General features: G+C 73.6%; 19 protein-coding genes. 13 read left to right on the top strand and 6 right to left on the bottom strand.

Annotated features, from left to right (window positions below):
• Positions 1 to 244 precede the first annotated feature (244 nt).
• The 7 genes from LP52_RS03295 to LP52_RS03265 all read left to right on the top strand — a co-directional run bounded on the left by LP52_RS03295 (position 245) and on the right by LP52_RS03265 (position 8,708).
• Positions 245 to 778 carry a subtilase-type protease inhibitor gene (locus LP52_RS03295; RefSeq protein WP_040270645.1) on the top strand — a complete coding sequence of 178 codons (534 nt, stop codon included), beginning with the start codon at positions 245 to 247 and terminating at the stop codon, positions 776 to 778.
• An 80-nt stretch (positions 779 to 858) separates the two neighbouring features.
• Positions 859 to 1,683, top strand: a complete 825-nt coding sequence (locus LP52_RS03290) for a TrmH family RNA methyltransferase (protein WP_040270644.1) — start codon at positions 859 to 861, stop codon at positions 1,681 to 1,683.
• Between the two features lie 73 nt (positions 1,684 to 1,756).
• Complete coding sequence (locus LP52_RS03285) at positions 1,757 to 2,662, top strand: 2-hydroxyacid dehydrogenase (RefSeq protein WP_040270642.1); 906 nt, start codon at positions 1,757 to 1,759, stop codon at positions 2,660 to 2,662.
• A gap of 49 nt (positions 2,663 to 2,711) precedes the next feature.
• Positions 2,712 to 4,388, top strand: coding sequence for a bifunctional 3'-5' exonuclease/DNA polymerase (locus tag LP52_RS03280; protein WP_040270641.1), 1,677 nt, complete (start codon positions 2,712 to 2,714; stop codon positions 4,386 to 4,388).
• 205 nt (positions 4,389 to 4,593) lie between these two features.
• A complete protein-coding gene (locus LP52_RS03275; protein WP_040270640.1) occupies positions 4,594 to 5,808 on the top strand; it encodes a C40 family peptidase in 1,215 nt (404 codons plus the stop codon).
• 534 nt (positions 5,809 to 6,342) lie between these two features.
• Positions 6,343 to 7,443 carry a hypothetical protein gene (locus LP52_RS03270; protein ID WP_052809375.1) on the top strand — a complete coding sequence of 367 codons (1,101 nt, stop codon included), beginning with the start codon at positions 6,343 to 6,345 and terminating at the stop codon, positions 7,441 to 7,443.
• A gap of 68 nt (positions 7,444 to 7,511) precedes the next feature.
• The gene (locus LP52_RS03265; RefSeq protein WP_040270639.1) at positions 7,512 to 8,708 is read left to right on the top strand and encodes a fumarylacetoacetate hydrolase family protein; all 1,197 of its coding nucleotides are present in this window, start codon (positions 7,512 to 7,514) and stop codon (positions 8,706 to 8,708) included.
• A 152-nt stretch (positions 8,709 to 8,860) separates the two neighbouring features.
• Here LP52_RS03265 and LP52_RS25565 read toward each other — a convergent pair whose 3' ends face one another.
• Positions 8,861 to 10,576: a hypothetical protein gene (locus LP52_RS25565; RefSeq protein ID WP_052809374.1), complete on the bottom strand. Its 1,716-nt coding sequence runs from the start codon at positions 10,574 to 10,576 to the stop codon at positions 8,861 to 8,863.
• A gap of 409 nt (positions 10,577 to 10,985) precedes the next feature.
• On the opposite strand from LP52_RS25565, the gene LP52_RS03255 reads away from it, so the two are divergent.
• Both LP52_RS03255 and LP52_RS03250 read left to right on the top strand, forming a co-directional pair.
• Positions 10,986 to 11,972 carry a mechanosensitive ion channel family protein gene (locus LP52_RS03255; RefSeq protein ID WP_238580710.1) on the top strand — a complete coding sequence of 329 codons (987 nt, stop codon included), beginning with the start codon at positions 10,986 to 10,988 and terminating at the stop codon, positions 11,970 to 11,972.
• Positions 11,973 to 12,227: 255 nt separating this feature from the next.
• Positions 12,228 to 13,220: a glycerophosphodiester phosphodiesterase gene (locus LP52_RS03250; protein WP_040270638.1), complete on the top strand. Its 993-nt coding sequence runs from the start codon at positions 12,228 to 12,230 to the stop codon at positions 13,218 to 13,220.
• 137 nt (positions 13,221 to 13,357) lie between these two features.
• Here the strand turns inward: LP52_RS03250 and LP52_RS03245 are convergent, their stop codons facing one another.
• From LP52_RS03245 to LP52_RS26080, 3 genes are all read right to left on the bottom strand, one after another.
• Positions 13,358 to 14,953, bottom strand: coding sequence for a beta-N-acetylhexosaminidase (locus LP52_RS03245; protein ID WP_157036175.1), 1,596 nt, complete (start codon positions 14,951 to 14,953; stop codon positions 13,358 to 13,360).
• A gap of 128 nt (positions 14,954 to 15,081) precedes the next feature.
• Positions 15,082 to 16,935, bottom strand: a complete 1,854-nt coding sequence (locus tag LP52_RS03240) for an asparagine synthase-related protein (protein ID WP_040270634.1) — start codon at positions 16,933 to 16,935, stop codon at positions 15,082 to 15,084.
• A gap of 1,038 nt (positions 16,936 to 17,973) precedes the next feature.
• Positions 17,974 to 18,261: an AsnC family protein gene (locus LP52_RS26080; RefSeq protein WP_084722837.1), complete on the bottom strand. Its 288-nt coding sequence runs from the start codon at positions 18,259 to 18,261 to the stop codon at positions 17,974 to 17,976.
• A gap of 415 nt (positions 18,262 to 18,676) precedes the next feature.
• On the opposite strand from LP52_RS26080, the gene LP52_RS03235 reads away from it, so the two are divergent.
• From LP52_RS03235 to LP52_RS03225, 3 genes are all read left to right on the top strand, one after another.
• The gene (locus tag LP52_RS03235) at positions 18,677 to 19,621 is read left to right on the top strand and encodes a DMT family transporter (RefSeq protein WP_394298177.1); all 945 of its coding nucleotides are present in this window, start codon (positions 18,677 to 18,679) and stop codon (positions 19,619 to 19,621) included.
• The gene (locus LP52_RS03230; protein WP_084722836.1) at positions 19,618 to 20,934 is read left to right on the top strand and encodes a glycosyltransferase; all 1,317 of its coding nucleotides are present in this window, start codon (positions 19,618 to 19,620) and stop codon (positions 20,932 to 20,934) included. Before LP52_RS03235 ends, LP52_RS03230 begins: the two co-directional genes overlap by 4 nt.
• A gap of 247 nt (positions 20,935 to 21,181) precedes the next feature.
• On the top strand, positions 21,182 to 21,457 hold the full coding sequence (locus LP52_RS03225) for a hypothetical protein (protein WP_238580709.1): 276 nt from the start codon (positions 21,182 to 21,184) through the stop codon (positions 21,455 to 21,457).
• A gap of 140 nt (positions 21,458 to 21,597) precedes the next feature.
• Here the strand turns inward: LP52_RS03225 and LP52_RS03220 are convergent, their stop codons facing one another.
• Entirely contained in the window at positions 21,598 to 22,542 is a 945-nt protein-coding gene (locus LP52_RS03220) for a LysR family transcriptional regulator (protein WP_040270629.1), read from the bottom strand.
• Positions 22,543 to 22,677: 135 nt separating this feature from the next.
• Between LP52_RS03220 and LP52_RS03215 the strand changes: the two genes are divergently transcribed.
• A complete protein-coding gene (locus tag LP52_RS03215; RefSeq protein ID WP_040270627.1) occupies positions 22,678 to 23,988 on the top strand; it encodes a pyridoxal phosphate-dependent aminotransferase in 1,311 nt (436 codons plus the stop codon).
• Positions 23,989 to 24,122: 134 nt separating this feature from the next.
• Here LP52_RS03215 and LP52_RS03210 read toward each other — a convergent pair whose 3' ends face one another.
• The gene (locus LP52_RS03210) at positions 24,123 to 25,250 is read right to left on the bottom strand and encodes a glycosyltransferase family 4 protein (protein WP_238580708.1); all 1,128 of its coding nucleotides are present in this window, start codon (positions 25,248 to 25,250) and stop codon (positions 24,123 to 24,125) included.
• Between the last annotated feature and the right edge of the window lie 148 nt (positions 25,251 to 25,398).

The following is a 25,398-nucleotide window of genomic DNA, read 5'->3' as shown; positions in this document are numbered from 1 at the left end:
GATCGAACCGAAAGCCCAGTCTGGCCCCTCTTACCCGGCATGGTGGATATGCGCGGCCGGATGAGAGGCCTGTATCGTGCTATGCGCGTCCGTGCGGTGGGGAACCCGCGCGGCGACACCACCGGGAGGCCGGATCCCCCGGTGCAAACGGCGCTTTCGGGGGTATCGCGAAAGACAGGGGACCTCGTGGGATCTATCCCCGTGGTCGCTCTGTGCAGTGAGTCGATTTCCTAGAGTGGCGACTATGGTGAAGCTGAACCCCCGCCGCGGGGTGCTCGGTTCGGTCGGGACCACGATCCTGGGGTCCCTGTGCCTGGGCGGGGCTCTGGCCTACGGCGTCGCCGTGGGCGGCTCCCTCATGGCGCCCGAACCCGAGGCGGCCACCGAGTCGGCGGTCAACAACACGGTCAGCGACGTCGGCTCCGCCCCGCCCGAGCCGCCGGTGGGCGAGCTGCGCATCAAGGTCGTCGACGAGGGCCGCGCCTACGTGCAGAACCTCACCTGCGAGGGAGATCCCGCCACCGACCCCGACGCCTGCGCCGAAATGGCGCGCGTGGCGGCGGAATGGGCCGAGGGCGCCAGCCAGGGCAGCGCCGACAACCCCTTCGTCGAGGTCGCCGAGGACGCCGTGTGCACCGACCGCTCCTACGGCCCTCAGGAGGCGGCCATCACCGGCACGTGGCAGGGCCGGGAGATCGAGACCGAGGTCGACCGCTCCGACTCCTGCCAGGAGGCCCGCTGGCAGCGCCTGCGCCCCGTGACCGCGCCCCTCGACTGATCTCCGACCGCCATCCGGGACCGCCCCCGGTTCCGGCCCCCGTCGGAACCGTTCGCCACGACGGCCGATAATCGGTGTCCATGGACGTCATCGAGGTGCCCGATCCCGGCGACCCGCGCCTGGCCGACTATTTCCGGCTGCGCGACGTCAACCTGCGCAAGAGCATCGAGGCCGAGCACGGGCTGTTCATGGCCGAGGGCGAGAAGGTGATCAGGCGGGCGCTGACGGCCGGCTACACGCCCCGCTCGCTGCTGCTGACCCGCCGCCGCCTGCAGGCCCTGTCCGAGCTGGCCGGTGCGGTGGACGCTCCCGTCTACGTCGTCGACGACGCCACCGCCGAGCGGCTTACCGGCTTCGACGTGCACCGGGGTGCCCTCGCGTCCTTCCACCGCCGCCCGCTGCCCCAACCCGGCGAGGTTCTGCACGGCGCGCGCCGCGTCGTCGTGCTGGAGGACGTCCTCGACCACACCAACGTCGGCGCGATCTTCCGCAGCGCCGCAGGCCTGGGCGTGGACGCGGTGCTGCTCGCCCCCCGCTGCGCCGACCCCCTCTACCGCCGCTCCATCAAGGTCTCCATGGGCGCCGTGTTCAGCCAGCCCTTCAGCCGTCTCGGCGACTGGTACGGCGGCCTGGAGGAACTGCGCGGACGCGGTTTCCGCCTGCTCGCTCTCACCCCCGCGCCCGACGCCCGACCCCTGCCGGAGGCCTTGGCGCAGGCGGGCGAGGCGCCCGTGGCACTCATGCTCGGCAGCGAGGGCGACGGGCTGTCCTCGCGCTGGCTCGACCAGGCCGACACCGGCGTGGGCATCCCCATGGCCGGGCGCGAGGTGGACTCGCTCAACGTCACCGCCGCCGCGGCCATCGCCTGCTACGAGCTGATGCGCCCCGCAGGGCGGAGCGGTTGAGCACGGCGTGCTACACGTAGGCGTGCGGGCGCCGTCCGCATCCGGCAGGGCTGAGGCGAGCAATGGGGGAGACATGGCCGATCGCGTGCTGGTGCCGTGGGACCAGAACCTGGAGAACGCGCCGGCTGGGGTGAGCGGGGACGTCTACGACGGCGAGGGCGAGCCCGCCGCCGATTTGTCGCAGGTCGCCTTCTACGTCGTGCCCTACGGCCGCACCCAGCGCCTGGACCTGATGGAGCGCATGCCCGGCCTGCGCGTCGTCCAGCTGCTCACCGCCGGCTACGAGCGTGCGCTGGATCCCCTGCCCGAGGGCGTCGAGCTGTGCAACGGGCGCGGTCTGCACGACGCCAGCACCGCCGAGCACGCCCTGGCGCTGATGCTCGCCGCGCAGCGCGACCTGCCGCGCTGGGCCGGCGACCAGGCGGCCCACCGCTGGGCCCCGCACTTCACCCGCTCACTGGCCGGTACGCGGGTGCTCATCCTGGGCTACGGCAGCATCGGTGCGGCGCTGGCGGCGCGGCTGGAGCCCAACGAGTGCGAGGTCGTGCCCGTGGCCCGCAGCGGCCGTCCCGACCAGGGCGTCCACGGCATCGACGCGCTGCACCGGCTGCTGCCCCAGGCCTCCGTCGTGGTGCTGACCGCCCCCCACACCCCTGAGACCCAGGGCCTGATCGGCGCCGACGAGCTGGCGCTGATGCCCGACGACTCCCTCGTGGTCAACGTCGGACGCGGCCCGCTGCTGGACACCTCCGCACTGCTGGCCGAGAAGGGGCGCGTCCGCGCCGCGCTGGACGTCACCGACCCCGAGCCGCTGCCCGCCGACCATCCGCTGTGGGAGGCGCCGGGCACGTACATCACCCCGCACGTCGCCGGCGGATCCGACACCTTCTACCCCCGCGCCCGCCGCTTCGTCGACGAGCAGCTGCGCCGCTGGGCGGCCGGAGAGCCGCTGGCCAACGTGGTCCGGTCCGGCGCCTGAACCGCCGCGCCGGCTCGGAAACGTCACCGCCCCGGCGCACACTTGCCGTATGCGCATCGCGGCGGTGGCCGAGGCCGAAGGCGGCGGGCGCCTGCGCGGCCCCGACGCGCAGGCGCCCGGTCCTGACGGTGCCGTCCGGCGGGCCGACGACCTCGCCGCGGCCGTCGCCGAGCACGAGCGCGGCGCCGCGGATCGCGGCACACCGGTGCGCTGGATCGTCGCCGACACCGCGCACTTCTACCCGCCCCTGCTGGAGCGGGGCGTGCGCATCGCCCGCTGCCACGACATCGCCCTGGTCGAGGCGCTGCTGCAAGGCCACGCCGGCCGCTTCGGCGAGGCGCACGCGCTCGGGGCCGCCTGGGCCCGCCTGCACGGCCGCGAGGTTCCGCCCGACCCCGCTCGCTCCGGCGCCGAGGGCGCCGGGCCCCAGACCGCACTGTTCGAACCCGACCGCTCCACTCTGCCGCCCGGCGTCGATCCCCTCGACGCGCTGGTCCAGGTACACGACGACCAGCGGCGCCGCATCGCCGAGCTGCCGCGTCCCGGGCGCTTCGCCCTGCTCGCCGCGGTCGAGTCCGCCGGGGCGCTGGCCGCGGCGGAGATGGCCCACGACGGCGTCCCCTGGCGCGCCGACGTCCACGACGCGGTGCTCACCGAGCAGCTGGGCCCGCGTCCGCCCGCAGGCCGGCGTCCGCCGGTGCTGGCCGACCTCGCCGCCCGCATCGGCGAGGCGCTGGGCCGAAGCCTCAACCCCGACTCCCCGGCGCAGCTGATGCGCGCATTCGAGGCCGCCGGCCACCCGGTCGCCTCGACCCGGTCCTGGGTCCTGCGGCGCGTCGAGCACCCCGCGGTACCGCTGCTGCTGCGCTATAAGGAACTGGCGCGCCTGCACTCCGCGCACGGCTGGTCCTGGCTGGACACCTGGGTCTCGGGCGGGCGCTTCCGCGCCGACTACATCGTCGGCGGAGTCGTCTCGGGCCGCTGGGCCACCCGCGGCGGCGGCGCCCTGCAGATCCCCAAGGTCCTGCGCCGCGCCGTTGTGGCCGACCCGGGCTGGCGGCTCGTCTGCGCCGACGCGGGCCAGCTGGAACCGCGCATCCTCGCCGCCGTCTCCGGCGACTCCGCGCTCGCGGCGGCCGCCGGCAGCGACGATCTCTACGCCCGGCTGGCCGGCTCCTTCGGCGGCGACCGCCAGCGCGCCAAGATCGCGCTGCTGGCCGCGATGTACGGGCAGACCGGCGGTGACGCCGCTGCCCTGCTACCACGGATGCGCCAGGCCTATCCGCGCGCCGTCGACCACGTCGACGCCGCCGCGCGCGAAGGCGAACACGGGCACCTGGTGCGTTCGTGGCTGGGCCGCACCTGCCCGCCGCCGATGTGGGGCGGCGCCGACGATCCGGAAGCCGGACCCGGCGAGCGCGCGGCGCGCGAGCGGGGCCGCTTCACGCGCAACTTCGTCATCCAGGCCACAGCGTCCGAATGGGCGCTGGTGCTGATGGCGGCCGTGCGCCGCGGCCTGGCCGGGCTCGACGCCTCCCGCGGGCGGCCGCAGATGGTGTTCTTCCAGCACGACGAACTGGTGCTGCACGTGCCCGCCGAGCTGGCCGAGGCCGCAGCGGCGACCCTGCGCGCCGCGGCCGACGAGGCCGCGGCGCAGATGTTCGGCGACACGCCGGTGCGGTTCCCGCTCGACGTCGCCGTCGTCGAGCGCTATTCGCAGGCGTGAATCCGGTCCGCCCGTATCGTGAAACGCCGCGGAAATCCGCGTGTGCGGTCGATCCGTGCGCTGACCTCGGGGGGAGGCGCCCGGGTATGCGCCGTTCACCTCGCGGACGCTTGAAATCGGTCGGTGGGGAACATCATGCTTGTACCCGGCCGCGGAAGTCAGGGTCCGAACGGTCGGTAGGCGACAGCAGGAGAGCGGGGTAGGCGTGCGTCAACGGTGGAGATCGTGCGCGGGGACGACTGCGGCCTTCGCCGTGGCGTTCACCGCCTTCGGTGCCGCTCCGGCCTGGGGTGCCCCCGCCCCCGACGTGCAGGAGCGTCCGGCCATCGACGAGCAGATGGCGGGCGCCGCCGCGCCGCGGCACGCACCCGGGCCGCGCCCCTCCGGCGGCGACGCCACCCCTTCCGGCGGCGCCTCGTCGCCTCCCGTGGCCGACGCCGCCGACCTGCGCGCCGACGTCGACGTCGCCGACTTCAAGAAGGCCCGTTCCCGCGAGTACTTCGCGGTCCTGCCTGACTCGATCCCCCAGCGGCGCGTCGAGAAGGTCGCCGAACTCGACGGCGTCGCATCGGTCGAGTCCGTCGACGCCGCCCGGATGAAGGTCGACGGCGAAGGCACCGCCGTGCTCGGCGTCGACCCATCGAGCTTCCGCAACTACGCCCCCAAGCCCTCCGCCGAGTCCGACGACATCTGGCAGGGCGTCGCCGAGGGCCGCGTCGCCCTCTCCGACGACGCGGGCAAGCAACGCGGCTTGGACGTGGGCAGCGAGGTCGAGCTGGCCGGCGCCCGCGGAGAGGTCACCCGCGAAGTGTGGACCCACGCGACCTCCGGCGTCGCCGGGATCGACGCGCTGATCTCCCGGGACCTGGCCGAGCGGCTGGGCTTTCCCCGCGGCAACGCGCTGGTCGTCTCCGCGCCCGACGCCGACCTGTGGGAACTGGAGGACAAGCTGAAGAAGGTCCTCGGCGACGAGGCATCGCTGCAGCTGCTCGCCGAGGACCCCGAGCCCCGCCCCTCCGGCGGGCCCGGCGAGGCACTGGGCGACGACGTCCGCGAGGCCGCCATCGAGGCCGCGAAGACCCGCATCGGCGTCCCCTACGTGTGGGGCGGAGAGTCGATGTCCGAGGGCGGCTACGACTGCTCGGGACTCGTGCAGTGGGCGTTCGATCAGGCGGGTGTGTCGGTCCCACGCGTCACCCACGACCAGTGGTTCGCCGGCGAGCAGCTCGACTACGGCGACGCCCGCCGCGGCGATCTGATCTTCTGGCGCAACGACCCGACGGCGCCCGACTACATCTCCCACGTCGCCATCTACCTGGGCGAGGGCCGCATGCTGGAGTCGCCTCGGACCGGGCTGAGCGTGCGCGTCACCGACGTCCGCACCCAGAACATGGCCGGCGTCGTGCGCGTCCACGGCTGACGCGCGGACCCGCCCCCGCCCCGCCTGCCGCACCGGTGCGGCAGGCGGGGCGTCGTGTGCGCTCGCGGCCGCAGGGCCGCGCCCGCTCAGCGAGGGTCGAACGGACAAAGGGGCGGCGCCGCGCCGGCACCGCCCCTTGCCTCCTGCTCGATGAAGACCAGCCGGGAGGGGGTGGCTGGACTCCGCAGGAGAGGAAGCAGGGCAAGTCACTGAGGGAGGGGGAGCCAGCGAAACCAGCCCTGCATGTGGTCGATATGCGCGGGCGCCCGGTCGAGGCGGCGCCCGTCGACTTCTGGATCAAGGTAAGCAGTGCCTGGCCGTTTTGGCAAGGGCGGGGTTCCAGGCCGCCTGAGCCCGTAAACAGGGCAGAAGATCTATTTTCCGGGTATTTCGCCCTTAGTGCGCGCTGTGGGAACTCAGGTGCCAAAGCTGGGTAGAAGTAACTGTGCGGGCGCGACCGAAGCCCATAGTCGGCAGTCGGTGCGGGCAGCGGGGGAGTGGGGCCCTGCGGCCCGCAGCACGGGAGGAGGGGCCATGAAGCGACGCAGGGGAGGGCCCGAGGACACGGCGGTGCGGCGGACGCGCACCGGCGCACACACCAAACCGCCGGGCCGCCGGCCCGGTCCCCGGCTCCGCCCTCAGGAGAGCCCGCCCGGCGAGGCCGATCCGCAGGCGGGCTACCGCGCCTACGACGCGACCGACAGGGGATACGGAGCATTGGGGCTGGCCGAGGAGGAGACGGCGGCGCAGATCCTGCTGCGCGGTCTCATCGACGACGCCGGCCTCTGCCCGCCGGGCCCGTCGGCCGCCGACCCCCACCCCCGCCCGCAGGGGGCCGGACCAGCGTCGGAGTATGCGCCTTTGCGGGTCGTGCAGGCCGTCGAGCGGCACCGCTCGGACAGCATCGTCGGCCATCCCATGCTCTCCCACCGCATGCTGTGCCCGGCCAGCCGGTGGGACGACCTGCTGCGCCGACTCGACGGCAGCGGGCCGGTCGAGGTGGGCCTCGTCCTCGACACCGACGAAGGCGTAGCCGGCGTCGTGCCCCCGCGCGACCCCCGCGTGCGTGTCAGCCACTACGAGACCCGTGCCCGCCCCGACGACCTGCGCCTGGTCGCCGCACTGTTCCGCAGCGGCGACATCGGCGCGGCGGGACGCGTCGTCTACTTCGAGCCGGTCCGCGAACCCGGCTGGCTCGACGCCGTCGACGTCCTCAGCGGAGCGCGGCCGCTGGGCGCCAAGATCCGCTGCGGCGGCCCCCGGCCCGAGCTCGTGCCCGGCCTGCGCGAGATCGGCGCGTTCATCACCGCCTGCGTCGAGCGCGACGTGCCCTTCGCCGCGACCGCCGGACCGCCCCAGGCGGCAGGACGGATCGACCCCGGAACCGGCGCCGCGCAGTACGGCTACCTGAATCTGCTGCTGGCCACCGCCGCCGTCGTGGAGGGCGATTACGACAGCGTGTCCGACCTGCTGGCCGGCACCGACGCCCGGTGGCTCGCCCGCCTGGCGCGCGCCCTGGACCCGGCAACCGCGCTGCGCACCCGCGATCTGCTGACGGGATACGCCGCGCGCAGCACCGGCGATCCCGTGCGCGAGGCCGCCGCTCTGGGCCTCCTGGGCGCCTGGGACGTCTGAGCGCGCTTCGCGCCCCGCCCCGCCGAGCGGCGAGGGTGTGACACCGGCGGCGAGCGACGAGGAGGAGCGTGCGGACGACGTGGGTTCCGGGGGCCGACGAGGCGGGGTACGGGGCGGACAACCTGCCCTACGGAGTGTTCGTGCACGACGGCGCCGCGCCGCGGGTGGGCGTGCGAGTAGGGGAGTGGGTGCTCGACCTGGCCGGCGCACTGGGCGACCCGGAGTTCGAGGAGCCCTCTCTCAACCGCTTCATGGCGCGCGGCTCCACGGCGTGGCGGGCGACCCGCGCCAAGGTGACGGGGATGCTCGCCGCCGAGAAGGGGCGCGCGGCCGCCGAGCCCCACCTGGTCCCGCTGTCGCAGGTGGAGCTGCTGCGGCCGTTCTCCGTGGGAGACCGTGCCGTCTTCCACGGCTCCGCGGAGCACGCCGCCTGCATGCAGCGCCTGCTGCGTCCCGGGACCGGCGGCCTGCCCGAGCGGTGGTATACCCAGCCCGTCGGCAGGCACGGGCGTGCGGGCGCTGTGGCGGCCTCGGGCCGCGGAATCCGCCGCCCGGCGGGCCAGTACGCCGACCGCGACGGCACCGGTCCCCGCATGGGGCCGAGCACGCGGGTGGACGCCGAGGCGCACCTGGGCTTCGTCGTGGGCATGCCGACTCCGCCGGGACGCAGCGTGCCCGTCAGCGGCTTCGTCGAGCACGTCTTCGGCGCCGTGCTGATGGCCGACTTCAGCGCACGCGACGTCGAGGCGTGGGAAGCGGTGCCGCTGGGGCCGCTGACAGGGGCGTCGTTCGCGGCGCCGGTCTCGCCGTGGGTGCTGCCCACCGACGCGCTGGGTGCGGCGCGGTTCCGCGGCCGCCGGCAGTCCCCGGCGCCCCTGCCGCACCTGGCCCGGATCGCCGACTGGGGGCTGCGCATCAGGTTCGAGATCGCGCTCAACGGAGAGGTCGTCTCCCGCCCGCCGTACGGGGCGATGTACTGGACACCCGACCAGCTGCTGGCCCATCTGACCGGCAACGGGGCGGCACTGCGCACCGGCGACCTGTACACCTCGGGCGCCGTCTCCGGCGGAGAGCCGGGGCAGCGGGGGAGCCTGCTGGAGCTGGAGGGGGCGGGCGAGGCGCCGCTGAGGCTGTCCGGCGGCTCTGCGCGGTCCTACCTGCAGGACGGCGACACGGTCGAAGTCGGCGCGTGGGCGCAGGGGATGGGCGGGGGCGTGATCCGGCTCGGCGAGGTCAGTGCGTCCCTGCTGCCGGCCGGCGACTGACGTCCGGCGGCAGCGCCGCCCCTGCCGCGGACCTGGAGTACAAACGCGAGCGGCGAGGACTCCGTGAAGTCCCCGCCGCTCCTACGGCGTCCGGCGGGCCGGGTCTCGGCCGATCGCCGGCCGCGCCGCCGTAGTCCGCCGCCACCGACCGACTACAGTCGCACCGATATTCCGGGCAGCAGCCGCGGGATCGCGCCCCACAGGCCCGACGGATCGTCCTCGGAGGCCGAGGACTCCGGCGCGTCCTCGACGGTTTCTTCCGACTCGGACTGCTTGGCGTCGCTCTGCGCTGCGGACGCGTCCGCGCCTTCGGTCCCCTCGGCCCCCTCGGTTCCTTCGGCTTCCTCGGCCTCCGCGGCGAGATCGGCCATCACCTGGTCGACGAGGTCCGGATCCGCATCGAAGTGCTCGGCGCAGGCCTGCGCGGCCTCGTCTCGGGCTTCGGTGTCGACCGAGCGCCACAGTTCGAGCAGTGCGGCGGCGTCCCCGGCGACCTCGGCCGGCTGGGCCTGGGCGTCCTCGGGCAGCAGTTCCTCGGCCAGGCAGGTGCGCGCGTCCATCAGCGAGACCCCGGGGACGAAGCTGCCGTCAGCGCTCTCGGCGCCCTCCTGCTCCTGCGCGTCCGGGGACTCGGCCTCGGGCGTGTCGGCCTCGGGAGTCTCGCCCGCTTCCGTGCCGGAGTCCGCCTCCTCGGCGGGCTCCTCCCCGGCCTGGGTGCCCTCGGCGGCCTCCTCGCCGGCGCCCGGAGAGGGCTCCGCGCCCTCCGGGTCGCCGGGTTGCTGCGGGGAACCGGATTCCTCCTGGGGCGCGTCCTCCTCCGGGGCCTCGGACTCCTGTCGGCCCTCGGGCGACTCACCCTCCGAGCCCGCCGGGTGGGTCTGGGGCTCGGACGAACCGGCGGCCTCGGCGGCCTCCTCCCCGGCGTTCCCGGTCTCCCCGCTCGCCTCGTCGGCGCCGTCCGCCGATCCGGCCGGCCCTTCCTCGGCGGGCCCTTGCTCGGCGGGGCCCTCATCCTCAGCGCCCTCGCCGGATCCGGGAGCCTCCTCCTCGGCGGCCTCCTCGGCGCCCTCCTGGGTGCCCCCGGCTTCCTCAGCGGCGCCCTCGGCGCCCTCCCCGGTTTCCTCGTCCTCGGACTCCGGACCCGGGGACTCCTCGGCTTCGGTCTCCTGGGCGCCGCCCTCCTCGGCCGCGCTCTCCTGCTCGCCCTGCTCGCCCGGCTCGGCCTGGTCGCCCTGGTTGCCCTGGTTGCCCTGGTTGCCCTGGTCGGCCTGGTCGGCCTCGCCGGCCTCGCCGGCCTCCGGATCCTGGTCGGACTCCGCGCCCTTCTGCGACTCGCGAACGCCCTCGGCGAGGGAGACCAGTTCGTCGGACTCCCAGCGGTCGGGCTGCAGGTAGGCCTCGACACCCACGCCGCCTTCGGGGACCCAGAACAGCTCTCCCGACTTCTTCGACAGGTAGGCCGGGACACCGTGGTGCTCGGTCTTCTCCAGCGCATCGTCGTCGAGGCGGCTGTAGCGGGCCTTGCGCATGTCCTCCAGATCGGTGATGTCCTCCGACCGGATCACGCCGACCTTGCCGTAGACCGAGTCGAAACCCTGTACCCACGAGATCGCCGAGACGCGCTCGCCGCTGCGACCGGTCGTGGAGTTGGCGTGGATGCCGTACCTGTCGAGCCCCGGCGGCAGGTAGGCGATCTCGAACCCGTCGAGCGTGTACGTCGACGCGCTCTGCTGAACGACCGGCCAGGCGATCGGGCCGTCGCCGGGGCCGTACTCCGCCGTCGCCGGACCGCTGCCCGCCACCAGGCCCGCCACGGACAAGGTGGTGGCACCGGCCAGCGCGATCCATCGCTTCTGATGCTTGCGCATGCTCGGACCTCTCCATCGATTCGCCAAGCGCGTATCAGGTGGCCGTGCGTGAACCCTGCATGCCACCACTCCATAAAATCGCACATTGCGTAACCATCCGCTCACAATGTGTCGATGGGCGTGTCGGGTGCCGGATTCGACACACACGACCCCCGCAGCGGAGGTTCCGGACACGGTCCGGCCGTGGGCGCGCGCGGCGAACACGCGACAATCGGCCCGGACGGATGGTTATTGCCGGTTCGTGACGTTCTTTTGGCTGGTGGATGGCCTTATGGCACTATGGCCGAGGACATCTGCGGCCCGCCCGCCGGCGCCTGGCCCGTTCCCTCACCGACCACTGCGAGCGGCCCTTCCATGCGCCGCCGGCGCGGCGGGCACCCCTCGAATCCCGCTGACCGAAGGAGAACGCATGGCAGGAGACCACACAGCGCACGCGGGGGCGACGCTCCCGGTGGACGGGCCTCCTGTCCTCATGGCGCAGGCGCTGGACCAGAGCGGACCCATGGTGGAGTGGTTCGCGGAGCGCTCCGGAGCCTTCATCTCCGGTGCGATCCAGATCGTGCTGGTCCTGATCATCGCCCTGATCGTCAGGGCCGTGGCAGGGCGCCTCATCGACCGGGCGATCAAGCGGATGGCGGCCTCCCATCAGCGCCTCGGCAACGGCAAGCTGGCCAACGGGGTCCTGGCCAAGGCCACCGGGAACAAGAACGCGAGGCAGGAGCAGCGGGCCGAGACGATCAGCTCGGTGCTGCGCAGTGTGGCCTCCGTGGTGATCCTCGGCAGCGCGATCGTCATGATCCTGGGCGAGCTGGGCATCAACCTCGGCCCCATCCTGTTGAGCGCGGGCGTGCTCGGCCTCGCCATCGGCTTCGGCGCGCAGAGCCTCGTGCAGGACTTTCTCTCCGGCGTGTTCATGCTGATCGAGGACCAGTACGGCGTCGGCGACGTCGTGGACGTGGGCGACGCCGTGGGCACCGTAGAGGAGGTCAGCCTGCGGGTGACCAAGATCCGCGACCTCAGCGGCGGTCTGTGGTACGTGCGCAACGGCGAGATCGTGCGCGTGTGCAATATGAACCAGGGCTGGGCGCGCGCCGTCGTCGAGATCCCCTTGGACGCCCGTGTGGACGTCGCGCACGCCACCGAGGTCATCGAGCGCAGCCTGGACGCCTTCGCCGAGCTGCCCGGCCCGGCCGACCAGCTCCTGGAGCGCCCCACCGCCGAGGGCGTGGTCGGCATCGCCAACGGCGCCGTGGTCTTCCGCGTCATGGCCAAGACCAAGCCCGGCGAGCAGTGGGCCCTGGACCGCGAACTGCGCGGCCACCTCAAGCGCGATTTCGACCAGGCCGGCATCCGGATGGCCCACCCCATGCAGATGAACACGACAGGAAACGCCTAGAGCGGCCCGCAATCACCCGATCGAGGCGGACGGACCCGCGCTGCGGTCCGTCCGCCTCGGTATGTCCTCCCCCTGTGTGCACGAAGTGTGCGCGACCATGTGCGCACGGCCGTCGACGGCCTCCGTTGCGGGCCCGGCCGTCCGCAGAAGGGTTCGCGGGCGCGGCACGGCGGGATCGCTTCGCCGCAACCCGGCCGACACCCTCCGAGTCCAGGCTTGGACGGTCAGTGATGCACCTCTGACCGAGGGAGTGACATGTTCCGACGGTTCGGGCTCGCGGCGGCGGCCCTGGCGCTGGCCTTGGCGGGCAGTGGCGGCACCGCCGCGGCCGTGACCGCGTCCCCCGCGTCCCCCGCGTCCCCCGCGTCCCCCGCGTCCCCCACCCCCGAATCGGCCTCCGGCCGCCCCTCCGCCGACCCCGCCCAGGGCGGCGGCCCCGACAAGCGCCGCGTGCCGGCCGTGCTCGACGTCGCCCACCGCGGCGCCTCGGCCTACGCGCCGGAGAACACGCTGGCGGCTGTCGAGGCCGCGCAGCGCCTCGACGCCACCACCGTGGAGCTGGATGTGCAGCGCAGCGCCGACGGTGAACTCGTGATCATCCACGACACGAGTCTGGAGCGCACGACCGACGCCGAAGAGGTCTTCCCCGACCGCGAGTCCTACGCCGTCGCCGACTTCACCCTCGCCGAGCTGCGGCGGCTCGACGCCGGGGCGTGGTTCGGCGCCGAATTCGCCGGCGAGCCGGTGCCGACGCTGGACGAGGCACTTGCGCGCCTGCACCGCCATCGGCTGAACCTGCTGCTGGAGATCAAGTCGCCCGAGCTGTACCCGGGCATCGAGGCCGACGTCGCCTCCGCCCTGCGCGACCGCCCGGCCTGGTTCGCCCCTCGGCCGTCGTGGCGGTGGCCCCGGCTGGTGATTCAGAGCTTCGACCGGGAGTCCATGCGCCGCTCCCACGACCTGCTGCCGCGTGTGCCCCACGGACTGCTGGGCACGGTCCCCGAGGAGGAGATCGGCGACTACGCACGCTGGGCCGACCAGATCAACCCCGACCACGAAGCGATCAGCGCCGACTACGTGGACGCCGTGCACGACGCCGGCATGCAGGTGCACACCTACACGGTCAACGACCCCGGCGACATGCGCACCGCCATCGCCCACGGCGTCGACGGAATCATCACCGACCGCCCCGACGTCGCCCGCCAGGTGATCGCCGAGGAGGCGGCGGGCGCGGCCCCGGCCGCCTGATCCCGCGCGTCGGGACCGCCGCCGTGGGCCGTTCGGTCGGGGAGCGGGCGCACGGCGGCGGTCCGGTCCGAACGAGTGCGCCGGGCGCAAGGGGCGGCGGGCCGGCGCCCGGTCGCCGGCGCGCCGCCGAACGCTCCCTACCGGGGCCGGCCGGTCACTCCCGGGCGGCGCTGCCAGGGGTGCGGTCCCGAAAGCGGGCGGTACTCCACGCCGCACGCGTCCAGGCGCAGCAGGTGTCGCTCCAGGCGGGGCTGGAACTCCGCGTAGTCCCGCGCTCCCTCAGACCACGCCGCCTCGGCGAAGGCCGACAGGCGGGGGAAGGCCATGTAGTCGACGGAACGCGGGCTGTCGAGGTGCTCGCTCCAGATGTTGACCTGGGCGCCCAGTACCCGCTCGGCCCCGGCCTCCGCCAACTCGGCCGGCACCGGCTCGGCCGTGTAAACGTCGGCCGCAGTCAGCACGGTGCCTACGGGGATGGGCTCGTCGTCGCCCTCGGACTGGCGGTAGTCCAGGTAAGAGGTGTCGGTCGGGCACATCACCACGTCGTGGCCCGCCTTCGCGGCGGCGATGCCGCCCTCGGTGCCGCGCCAGGACATCACCGTGGCGCCCGGCGCCAGGCCCCCCTCCAGGATCTCGTCCCAGCCCAGCAGGCGCCGGCCGCGCTCGGCGAGGTAGGTGTCGAACCGGCGGATGAACCAGCTCTGCAGCTCCCCCTCGTCGGCGAGCCCTTCCTCGCGGATGCGCCACTGCGCGGTCTCGCTGCGGCGCCACTGCTCCTTGGGGCACTCGTCGCCGCCCACGCAGACGTAGGTGCTCGGGAACAGCTCCAGGACCTCGTCGAAGACGTTGCGGTAGAACTCCAGCGTGGCGTCGGTGACGTTGAGGACGTTGTCGATGATGCCCCAGTGCCGCGCCACGCCGACCGGCTCGCCCTCGCCCAGCTCGGGATAGGCGGCGATCGCGGCCTGGGAGTGGCCGGGGACGTCGATCTCCGGCACCACGGTGATGTGCCGCGCGGCGGCGTAGGCCACGATCTCGCGGATGTCGTCCTGGGTGTAGAAGCCGCCGTGGGGGCGGCCGTCGAAGACCGGCGGGCTGCCGGCGCCGACCTGGCTCTCCGTGCGCCAGGAGGCGACCTCGGTCAGGCGGGGATAGCGCTTGATCTCCAGGCGCCAGCCCTGGTCCTCGGTCAGGTGCAGGTGCAGCACGTTGAGCTTGTGCATCGCCAGCAGGTCGATGAACCGGAGCACGTCGTGCTTGGGCATGAAGTGCCGCGCCACGTCGAGCATGCATCCGCGCCAGCCGAACCGCGGCCGGTCGGTGATGCGCACACTGGGCAGCGTCCACCGCGCCGCGGAGTCCACCGGCGCGCGGCGGTAGGCGGCCGCGGGCAGCAGCTGACGCAGGGTCTGGGCGCCGTAGAAGGCGCCCGCGGGGTCGTGGCCGACCACCAGCGCGCCCTCGCCGTCGACGATGAGCCGGTACCCCTCGCTGCCCAGACCCGCCGCCGGGTCCACGCTCAGCCGGATCTGCGCGTTCTGGCCGTCCCCGCGCTGCAGCGGCAGGCCGGTGGCGGCCCCCAGTTCGGTCCGCAGCCAGGCCTCGGTGCCGCGGGCCGCATGATCGGCGTCGATCCTCGTCGAAGGGGTCAGCACGAGGCCGTCGTAGTCGCCGGTCGACAGTTCGGCCGGTCGCGGCACCAGCGAGTCAGCGGGCACGGAAGGCGCTCCCATCCGGTCTAGACCAATAGTCGCACCATGGTGCCATGGCCCTATGGCTCCAAGCACCGGCGGGGCCCGGCCGCGGAGGACATAGCCGCGGCCGGTTCCGGCCGTACGCGCCGCCGCCCGCAGGACCGCGCCTACCGGATGGGGACGCGGATGCGCTCGCGGTGCTCGCCAGGGGGCGGGGTGGGCGCCAGCCACTCGTCGGACAGCAGCACAGCCATCGAGTAGAGGTGCCAGACCTGCTGCGGCCGCGAGACGGGGTCCTGGTTCAGGAGCGCCTCGATGCGGTCCTTGTCCACCAGGTCGAACAGTTCGGGAGTGTCCAGGATCCGCTCGCGCATCGGCGCGACGTAGTCGGGGCCGAGCTTGCGCCGCCAGTCGAACCCGCCCGCGGCCGTGCGGGCCTTGAGCGCGTGGCGCCGGCCCCGGGCCCGGCGCTCCAGCGGGTTGAGGATGCGCCGCTGGTCGAAGCGCCAGGCGCGGTCGGCCACGGGCAGCCGCGCGAGCTTCGGGGCCAGGTGCTTCAGCAGCTGGAAGACCACGTCCTCCGACCAGCGCCAGCGGGGCGACAGGCTCATCGCCTCCCAGCGCACCCGGTGGTCCAGGAACGGGTGGTACATGCAGTAGCCGATGAGCGTGGCGGTGCGTGATCCGGGCAGCCAGCGCCCGCTTCGGAAACGCAGGAACATCCGGTCCAGGCCCACGGCCGGGTCGGAGAACTCCTCGGTGTAGGCGGCGTAGAGCCGGTCTCCCTCGGCCTTGGCCTGTGGGGTCATCAGCGGGGTCTGTGCGCGGGTGATGGTGTCGAACTTCTTCAGCAGCGAATCGCGGTCCAGACTCTGCTGATCGTTGAGCCAGCCGCCGCGCAGCGCCTCGCCGCCCGAACCCGAAAGCCGGGCCTCGAAAAGAAACCCGGTGGGGGAGATGACGTTCTCGAACGCCGAGTTCATCCCCTCGGTCATGCGCAGCAGGCGCGTCGTGCGCGGGAGCGGGTGCTCGACGAGCACGGCTTCGTCGCCGTCGCGCTCGGGTGCACTCACCCGGTGGTCGCTCACGCCCAGCTGTTCACAGATCCGCCGGGCCAGGATGACGTCGGGATGGTCCTCGAAGCCGCGGGTGGTCGCACGGAACGGGATCCCGGCCGCGTGCAGCATCGCCGCCACCAGCCGGCTGTCGCGGCCGCCGGTAAGCGACAGCGAGACGGCCTCGCCGTGTTGGCGCACGGGTTCGACCGACTCCATCAGGGCCTCGGCCAACGCCTTCACCCGCTTGCGCCGCGCCTCCGAGCCGTTGGGCGCGGGCTGGGGCTCGGGCAGTGCGCGGTTGAGTGTGCGCGCGACGCCGTCGCGGATGCGCAGCGTGCTGCACTCGGTCAGCGTGGTGGTTCCGCGGAAGGGCGTGTGGTCGGTCAGGTAGAAGCCGTGGCGCACCAGCGCCTGCATCGGCGGGATGTCGTACTCCGGGGCGGGCGGCATCGGCGCGTCGGGGCCCTCCTCGGCCGCGCGGGCGACCAAGTGGACCAGCGCGGCGCGATTGCCCACGACGTGCAGCCGCGCCCGCTCGGTGAAGTAGACGGGGTCGTTGCGGGTGATGGTGGTGACGGCGTCGACGCCCGCGGGCGTGGCGCGGAAGACGCCGAAGGCCCCGCCCGTCCGGTCGACCAGCGGTCCGGGGTCGGCGCCGCCGAGTTCGAGGATCGGTTTCACGTCGGCGGGGTCGACCAGGTAGCCGCTGTATCCGAGGACGCCTTCGCCGCCGTCGCCGTGGGCGGGCACCAGCGGGTCCGGCAGCCGATCGAGCTCGGGTTCGTTGGTCCAGGCCAGCAGGGCGACGTTGCGGCGGGGAGCGATCCACGATTCGTGGCGCAGGGTGTCGGCCGGCACGGGGAGCACCCGGTGCGCCAGAGTGCGCGCGGCCGCCACGACATGCTCGGGGACGGGCGCGGCCTCATCGGGTGCGGCAGAGCTGAGCGCCAGGTAGAAACGCATGCTGATCTCCTTCGAGACCGTGGTCGTCGGCGGGCCTGGGGCGGCCGAACCCGCGGCCGCGTGCTGAGCGGGTTTCGTCGCACGGTCCGGGTGTTCCGCCGCTCTCTAAGTGGACGCGATTCCCGCCTCCCGCGTGGACGTAAGCGAGGCCTTTCATGGAATTTTCTGCGAGTGTTCACCGGCCGTGGGGCGGCATACCGCGAGAGGGGAGGGCGGAATCCGGGTGATCATTCCGCTGAGGTGGAGCGACGCCGCTGCGCGGGAGTGCGGGGCGGGGGAAAAGGCGAGGAGGGGGACAGGGGGTGGTCCGCGGGGATAGGTGCGGTGCGGAAATCGTGATCGGTTCACGAGGAGCGGCCGAATCGGAGGATCGCGGCGGAATTCGATCATGATGGCACTTCCCGGCGGCGGGGAGTTGGGCACGCCGTCCTTCGGCGCCGCGGGCGCCGGGTTGCGATACCACCTCGGCGAGGGGGGTGGCCGGGGAGGGCGTCGGTCGGCGCCGGGGTGTGCGTTCGGCGGGTCAGCGCAGGCAGCGGACGGCCGGGGTCGGCGTGGATCGGTTGTGGAAGGCGGAGGATCGGACACCCGACGATGCGGCGGGGGCGCCGGATGGCGGAGGTCTGCAGAAGCCGGTCCCGCCTGCGCCGGCTTATCGGCCGCCGAGACGGCGCCCCGGTGGGGCGTTCCGGGCATATCGGCGCCGTCGGCGGCTCCGTTGCCGACGTTGTACGCCGAATGCCGCATCGGTAAGTCCTGGACCGCGACTTCCGTGCTCGCGTTTCGCGACACGGAATTGCGGTACGGTGGTTCGTCCGAATTGTCCGACCTGTGCGGCGCCGCGTATACCCGGTTCGCGGCGACATTCGCACAATGCCGTGTTCGGGCTTTTCGGGTGTGACGTGGCGCGGTCTCGTAGGTGCCGGGGGACTCCAGGGAGTCTCTGAATCCCGGACACAGTTGGCGAAACACGCGGTCGGACGGGTGTCGGTGCCGCTCGAAGCGGCATTCCGCATGAACGGCGCGCCGGCGGTGCTCCTACGGGCGCCAGGGATCGCTTTGTCCGATTCGTTTCCGTGCCATCTGCCGCATCCGCATCGAAAGTGCCCCCACGAGCCCCCTCGGCGCGGGAAACGCGCCCGGCGACCGATGAGACCGCCCTCGCCGACCCGGCGGAGTGGGGGCCACCCGCGGCCGCCACGCAGAGGCTGCACCCCATCCCACGCGGCCGGCCAGGGTTTCGAAGGGCATCCTGCCGCCGGCGCGCAGTTCGCGCACGATCGCGGCATCGACGGAGTCGAGTCGGGGCGCGCTCTCACCGTTCACGGGCCGACCTCCTCGGCGACTCCCGATCGTGCCGTCCGGTTCCCGGGGCGTGGCGCCCAGACCCCCGTCACGCCGCGTCGCATGTTTCGGACGTGACGGCCCTCCATTGCGGGTAGCGGCCGGGTATGGGGAGCGCGTCCACCGACTCTTGACCGGATGTTTCCTCCGGTTCCCTGGCTTGCCGGGGCCAGGACAGATCGAGTGGATATCCAGGTCGCAGGCAGGCTGCGGCCGCGCACCGGCGGGCGCGGGAGTGCGCACCCCGGTGATGTGGTAAGGGAGGCACTACCCCGATTCGGGTGGTGACAGCATCGATCGACCGCGGCGTATGTACTTGGCTTGTCGCTAGGAGCCCAGAGGTATCCGAACGGCGCCGCAGTTGCCGTCGACGACGAGGGGAGGCCGAGCGAACGTGATCATATCGTCCGTGCTCATCGCCCTCGCGGGCGCATTCTGCATGGCTCTCGGCTCGGCGCTGCAGGAGCGCGACGCCGTGCGGGCGCCCGGCCGCAGCGTGGCGCCGGCGGGCTTTCTGGTGCATCTGGCGCGGCGCCCCCGATGGCTGATGGGTACCGCCGGCGCCGGCGCGGGCGTCGTCCTGCACCTGATCGCGCTCAGCGGTGCGCCGCTGACGATCATCCAGCCCATCGGTGTCAGCGGGCTGGTGTTCGCCATCGTGCTGTCCGCGCTGTTCAACCGCCGCCGGGTGCGGCCCAACGAGATCGTCGCGGGCGCGGCCGTGATGGCGGGACTGACCGGACTGCTGCTGCTGTTCCCGCACGCCGCTCAGACGCCGCAGATGTCCTCGGGCACCGGGCTGGCCCTGACCGGCGCTATCGCGGTGCTCGGCGGAGCGGCCTACGCGGCGGCCCACTGGATGCCGCCCGGCCCGCGGGTACTGCTGCTGGCCACCGTGGGCGGCGCGGCCCTGGGTACCACCTCGGCGCTGGCCCGCGTGGTGGGCGCCAACGCGGCCGCCGACTGGACCGCGGTGCTCACGTGGCTGACGCCGCTGTGCGTGGCGATCGCCCTCCTGGGCGGGCTGTTCCAGCAGAACGCCTACCGCACCGGCCATTTCGCCGCCGCCTACGCGACGCTGCTGGTGGTCGATCCCGTCGTCGGGGCGGGCATCGGCGCGCTGATGCTGGGCGAGGGCCTGCCCGCCACACCGCTGGACCAGGCGCTGGCCGCGGGCGCGGCGCTGCTGGCGATCGGCGGCACCGTCGTGCTGGCCCTGGCACGCAACCGCAATCCCGAGGCGGGCGGCTCCGGCGGGGCCGCAGCCGCTCCGCACGCGACCGAGCCCGATCCCGCTTCCTCGGGCACCCGACAGACGACAACCTCAGGAGAGTCCCGATGACCACCGTGACCCAACGCCCCCGCGTGCGCACCGGCGCCCGGGAGGACGACGGCGGGCACGACCGGCTGCGCGTCCTCATCGCGGGCGACACGTACCCGCCCGACGTCAACGGCGCCGCCTACTTCACCCACCGCCTGGCCACCGGCCTGGCCGCGCGCGGGCACGACGTGCACGTCGTCTGCGCCTCTCCCACCGGCGAGCCGGGCATCGAGGTCCGCTCCGGCGTGACCATGCACAAGCTGCGTTCGGTGCCGGTGCTGGTGCACGAGACGATGCGCACCACGCTGCCGGCGGGCATCGGCGGTCACCTGGACCGGCTGATCGAGCGGCTCGACCCCCACGTCGTGCACGCCCAGAGCCACTTCACCACCAGCCGGACGGCGATCCGCCGGGCCCGGTCGGCCGGGATCCCGGTGGTGCTGACCAACCACTTCATGCCGGACAACCTGTTCGGCCACGCCCACGTCCCCGAGCGCCTGCACGGCATGGCGGGGGCGCTGGCCTGGCGCGACATGGTGCGGGTGGCCTATCAGGCCGACTTCGTCACCACGCCCACCGAGCGCGCGGCCGCGCTGCTCGCCGAAAAGGGGTTCAGCCGGGCGGTCGAGGCGGTTTCCTGCGGCATCGACCTGGAGCGCTTCCACCCGCGTCCGGCCGAGCGCGCCGCCGCGCGCGAGCGATTCGGCCTGCCCGACCGGGACACGATCGCCTTCGTCGGCCGGCTCGACGAGGAGAAGCGCATCGACGAGCTGATCCGGGCGCTGCCGCGGGTGCTGGAGCGGCGCGACGCGCAGCTGGCCCTGGTCGGCGTCGGCCAGCGCGAGCAGGAGCTGCGGCAGCTTGCCGCCGAGCTCGGCGTGGCCGATCGGGTGCACTTCCTCGGTTTCGTGCCCGACGCCGACCTGCCGCAGGTCTACGTCGCCGCCGACATGTTCGCCATCGGCAGCGTCGCCGAGCTGCAGAGCATCGCGACGCTGGAAGCCATGTCGACCGGGCTGCCGGTGGTGGCGGCCGACGCGCTGGCGCTGCCGCACCTGGTCGCGCACGGCCGCAACGGCTACCTGTACACGTCCGGCGACGTCGAGGAACTGGCCGGGCATCTGCTTGCGGTCCTGGAGCCCGAGCGGGCGCGCGCCGAGATGGGGGCGGCCAGCCGCGAGGTCGCCTGCCGCCACGACCACCGGCGCTCGCTGGACCGGTTCGTCGAGGTCTACGGCGAGGTGCGGCCGCGCCACTTCGCGGGGCTGCGCCGCTCCCGCACGCCGCTGCAGGGCCCGCGGTCCCGGCTGCGCCGCCCGGTGATCGCCGCCTGAGCGCGGCGGCCCGATGGCCGCGGACGGAGCCGGCGCCGCGAAACCCGGCAAAGCGCCGCACTTTTGAAAATGCGTGCAAAACGTGCCATCGGGGCGAATATGGGCAACCCCGCGGTTTGGCGGCGTCGGTGACTTTCCGTATTCTTTGCACCACATATCGGTGATACCGGCGCCGTCGGCGGATAGTTCTCCGGGTGTGTGGTTCGTTGGGACGAGTCGGCCGAACGGGGCAGCGCACATCCACGGTGTGCTCTGCCGGCTTCGGCGGGTTCAGCGCGAAGCCGACGAGTGCGAGTCCGCGCTCGTCGAGTTGGAGCGTGCCCACGGTGACCTCCAGCGCCAGGTCGAGGAGGCCGAGGAGCAGCTTGAGGAGCTCCGCCGGAAGCGCATCGAGGCCTTCGAGCGCTTCTGGCTCGCCCGTGAGCGGCGCGACCGCGCCCGCCACGTCTCGCGGCGGCTCCAGCGGCGCCTGCAGCGCTTGCAGCGCCGGATCCGCCCCTTCGAGAGCTGGGCCGGAGAGTAAGGCCCGTTCGGCGGGCCCTCTCCGCCCGGAGGCGGACTCCGCGGCGTCCCGAGCGGGAGCGGGCGAAGCGGCGCCTCCGGCGCGCGGTGCCCGACGCGCCCCGGGCGCTTCATTGGGTCCCGACCGTGTGCCTGCGCCCCTCACCCCTCGCTCGCGCCGCGCAGCTCCTCGTCGAGCATCGCCTGGACCTCGGCGGCGGACCGGCGCAGCGCCTGCAGCGTCAGTTCGATGGCCGGACGGCGCATCCGTGTGGCCCGCACCACCGCGTAGGCGTCGCGTGCCGGAGCCTGCGGCAGCAGTCGGAAGGCCAGGCCCGAGGTGCCCGCCGCCAGCGCGAGCGCAGGCACCGCCGCGATCCCGATCCCGCGCGCCACCAGGTTCAGGATGGTGCCCTGGCCCTGGAACTCCCAGGCGGTGGAGGGCGCACCGCCCACACTCGCGAAGAGCCGGTCGGTGCCCTCCCGCGAGGGCTCGCCCCGCGGCGCGTGGATCCAGGCCTCCTTGAGCAGCCGGTGCAGCTCGACCGGGCGGTCCCTGTCCGCCAGCGGGTGGTCGGCCGGCAGCGCCAGCACCAGCGGGTCGTGCAGCAGGTGCACGTGGCGCAGCTTTCCGGTTCCGTTGTCGGGCGGGCGTCCCGACCAGTCGTCGATCACCGCGATGTCCACCTCGGCCGAGGAAACCTGGCGCACACCGGCTGCGCCCACGCTCTGGCGCAGCACCAGCTGCAGTCCCTCCTGCTGGCGCAGGCGCTGAGCCAGCAGCGGTGCCAGAGCCACCGCCGCGGTGGGGAAGGCGGTGACGGTGACCGGCCCCACCACGGCGCCGGCCCGCTGGGCCAGCACCGACTCGGCGGCCTCGACCATGGCCAGGATCTGCTCGGCGTGCTCGACCAGCAGACGGCCGCCGTCGGTCAGCTCGGCGCTGCGCGCGGTGCGGTCCAGCAGATGTGTGCCCGCCTCGCGCTCCAACGCCGACAGCTGCTGCGAGACCGCCGAGGCGGTGTACCCCAGAGCCTCGGCCGTGCCCGCGATGGTCCCCCGATCAGCGAATTCCTTCAGGATCTGCAGCCGCCGAACATCAAGCATAAGTACATCTTACTCTTACCATCGAAAAGACTCGCTTGTCCTGATGGGGTGGAGTGGGCAGTCTTAACGGCGAGGAAGGTGCGACCACACGCACCCCCGGATGCACGTTCGTCGACCTGCGGAGCTGATCTCTCCATGGCTGTCACCCTGTCCGCGACCCTCGCCGTGAACGAGGCACTGGCCGAAAGGCGGCGCCGCGGGCTTCCCGTCCTCCCCTTGGGCTTCGGTGAAGCGGGATTACCCGTGCACCCCGCTATGCGCGAGGCCCTCGTCGCGGGGGGTGGCAACAACGCCTACGGGCCGGTCGCCGGCGTCGCCGAGCTGCGCGACGCCGCCGCGGGATACTGGCAGCGCCGCGGTCTGCCCACCGACCCCGACCTCGTCGTCGCCGGTCCCGGCAGCAAGCCGCTGCTGTACAGCCTGCTGCTGGCCATCGGCGGCGACACCGCCACCGCGGCTCCCAGCTGGGTCAGCTACGCCGCCCAGGTCCAGCTCGCCGGGTTCGAGTGCCTCCAGATCCCCACCGCCCCGACCCAAGGCGGCGTGCCCCAGCCCGACCTGCTGGCCGCGGAGGTGCGTCGGGCCCGCGCCCGCGGCCGCGACGTCCGCTCGGTCATCATCACCGCCCCCGACAACCCCACCGGCACGCTCGCCTCCGACGCCACCGTGCGCCGCCTCGCCGAGACCGCCCGCGAGCTCGACCTCGTCGTCATCTCCGACGAGATCTACCGCGACCTGGTGCACGACGACGCCGCGCAGGCACGCAGCGCCGCCGAGTACGCGCCCGAGCGCACCGTGGTCTCCACCGGACTCAGCAAGAACCTCGCGCTGGGCGGCTGGCGCCTGGGTGTCGTCCGGCTGCCCGACAGCGGCCGCGGCCGCTCCCTGCGCGCCGGCCTGCTCGGAGTCGCCAGCGAGATCTGGTCCAGCCCGGCCGCGCCCATTCAGCAGGCCGGCGCCTACGCCTTCACCGAGCCCCCCGAACTCACCGCGCACATCCGCCGCAGCGCGCACCTGCACGGCGTCGTCGCCCGCGCCGCCGCCGACCGGTTCGCCAAGGCCGGGGCCATGGCGGCCGCGCCGCAGGCGGCCTTCTACTCCTACCCCGACCTGGAGGCCTGGCGCGGCCACCTCGCCCGCGAGCACGGTGTGACGACCGGAGCGGAGCTGACCGCGCTGCTGCTGGAGGACTACGGGTTGGGCGTCCTGCCGGGTTCGGAGTTCGGCGACAGCCCGGACGCGCTGCGCATGCGCGTGGCCACGAGCCAGCTCTACGGAGAGACCGACGATCAGCGCGCCACCGCGCTGGAGTCCGACGACCCGCTCGACCTGCCCTGGATCGCCGATCACCTCGACCGGCTCAGCGAGGTCCTGGAGCAGGTGGGGCCCGGCGACGCCGCCGACGGCGCGCCCGACGCGGTCGCCGTGCGCACGAGCGCCGACTGACACCGGCCGCGCGGCGACCCCGGACGCGCGGATGGTCCGGGGCCGCGGCGGCAGGGTGGTCGGCGGGGAGCGGAGCACCGGTCGTTGCGGAAGGGCCGAGTCCGCACCCCGCCGCGGGCCAGCGTAACCCCGATTCAGCCGCGCAGCGCAACACGGGGCGCTGATGCGGCCTGGGGACCGATCACCGAGCGGTAGTGCCCGAGCAGCTGATCGCCGACGGAATCCCAGGTCCGCGCCTCGACGGACGGGCGTGCGGCCGCGCTCAAGCGGTCCCGCAGCGCCGGATTGCGGATCAGCCGCCCCAGCGCCACCCGCAGCTCGCGCACCGACTCCGGGCCGTAGAGCACCCCGTTGACCTCCGGCTCGACCAGGTCCAGCGGACCGCCCGCGGCAGGAGCCGCCACCGGCACCCCCGAGGCCAGCGCCTCCTGCACCGCCTGGCAGAACGTTTCGTCGGCCCCGGTGTGCACGAACACGTCCAGCGACGCGTACAGGCGCGACAGCTCCTCGCCCGTGCGCTGGCCGGTGAACACCGCGGAGGGAAGCCTGCGGCGCAGCCGTGCCCGCTCGGGGCCGTCGCCGACCACCACCAGCCGGGCGCCGCGCAGCCGCGCCGTATGGGTGAGCAGGTCCACGCGCTTGTCCTTGGACAGCCGGCCGACGTAGCCGACGAGGACCTCTCCGCCGGGCGCCAGGCGGCGGCGCAGCCCGGCGTCGCGGTGGCGCGGGTGGAACCGTTCGGCGTCCACGCCGCGCCGCCACAGGCTCAGCCGGGGGAACCCGCGCTCGGCCAGGGCGGCCCGCGTGGCCGAGGAGGGCACCAGAGTCCGGTCCACGGCCGCGTGCACCTGGCGCAGCAGCGGCCACAGCGCCTCCGCCCCCGGCACTCCGTAGCGCCCGGCGAAGCCGGGCAGGTCGGTCTGGTAGACGGCCACCGTGGGCAGCGCCAGCGGGCGGGCGGCGTCCACGGCCGCGCCGCCCAGCAGCGCCGGTGAGGCCAGATGCACCACATCGGGCGCGAACGCCCGCAGGACCGCCGACAGCATCCGGCGCGACGGCAGCCCCAGCGAGAACGAGCGGTAGATCGGCAGCGGCACGCTCGGCAGCCGTACCACCGGGAAGCCGGCGTAGGAGTCCGGCCCGGCCCCGGGCGCCACGATGAGCGCCTCGTGGCCGCGGGCGCGCAGGTGCTCGGCCACCCGGCACACGGAGTTGGTGACACCGTTCACCTGCGGCAGGAACGACTCGGTCACGATCGCCACGCGCAGCGGGCGGTCGCCTTCCGGCTCGGAAAGGCCGGCCGAAGCGGGGGCGACGGCCGGACCGGGGGACGGGGATCGGGGGGATGAAGGCAGCGGGCGCATGCGGCTCTCCCGTTCGTCGCGACTGCTCCTGTGCGACACGCTAGGC

Source organism: Streptomonospora alba (assembly GCF_000826685.1).
GTDB lineage: Bacteria > Actinomycetota > Actinomycetes > Streptosporangiales > Streptosporangiaceae > Streptomonospora > Streptomonospora alba.
This window is presented reverse-complemented; position numbering and strand designations above follow the sequence as displayed.

Coding starts and splice junctions, on each gene's coding strand:
- LP52_RS03295 (WP_040270645.1), top strand. CDS start 245: ATGGTGAAGCTGAACCCCCGCCGCGGGGTGCTCGGTTCGGTCGGGACC.
- LP52_RS03290 (WP_040270644.1), top strand. CDS start 859: ATGGACGTCATCGAGGTGCCCGATCCCGGCGACCCGCGCCTGGCCGAC.
- LP52_RS03285 (WP_040270642.1), top strand. CDS start 1,757: ATGGCCGATCGCGTGCTGGTGCCGTGGGACCAGAACCTGGAGAACGCG.
- LP52_RS03280 (WP_040270641.1), top strand. CDS start 2,712: ATGCGCATCGCGGCGGTGGCCGAGGCCGAAGGCGGCGGGCGCCTGCGC.
- LP52_RS03270 (WP_052809375.1), top strand. CDS start 6,343: ATGAAGCGACGCAGGGGAGGGCCCGAGGACACGGCGGTGCGGCGGACG.
- LP52_RS25565 (WP_052809374.1), bottom strand. CDS start 10,576: ATGCGCAAGCATCAGAAGCGATGGATCGCGCTGGCCGGTGCCACCACC.
- LP52_RS03255 (WP_238580710.1), top strand. CDS start 10,986: ATGGCAGGAGACCACACAGCGCACGCGGGGGCGACGCTCCCGGTGGAC.
- LP52_RS03250 (WP_040270638.1), top strand. CDS start 12,228: ATGTTCCGACGGTTCGGGCTCGCGGCGGCGGCCCTGGCGCTGGCCTTG.
- LP52_RS03245 (WP_157036175.1), bottom strand. CDS start 14,953: ATGGGAGCGCCTTCCGTGCCCGCTGACTCGCTGGTGCCGCGACCGGCC.
- LP52_RS03240 (WP_040270634.1), bottom strand. CDS start 16,935: ATGCGTTTCTACCTGGCGCTCAGCTCTGCCGCACCCGATGAGGCCGCG.
- LP52_RS03230 (WP_084722836.1), top strand. CDS start 19,618: ATGACCACCGTGACCCAACGCCCCCGCGTGCGCACCGGCGCCCGGGAG.
- LP52_RS03220 (WP_040270629.1), bottom strand. CDS start 22,542: ATGCTTGATGTTCGGCGGCTGCAGATCCTGAAGGAATTCGCTGATCGG.
- LP52_RS03215 (WP_040270627.1), top strand. CDS start 22,678: ATGGCTGTCACCCTGTCCGCGACCCTCGCCGTGAACGAGGCACTGGCC.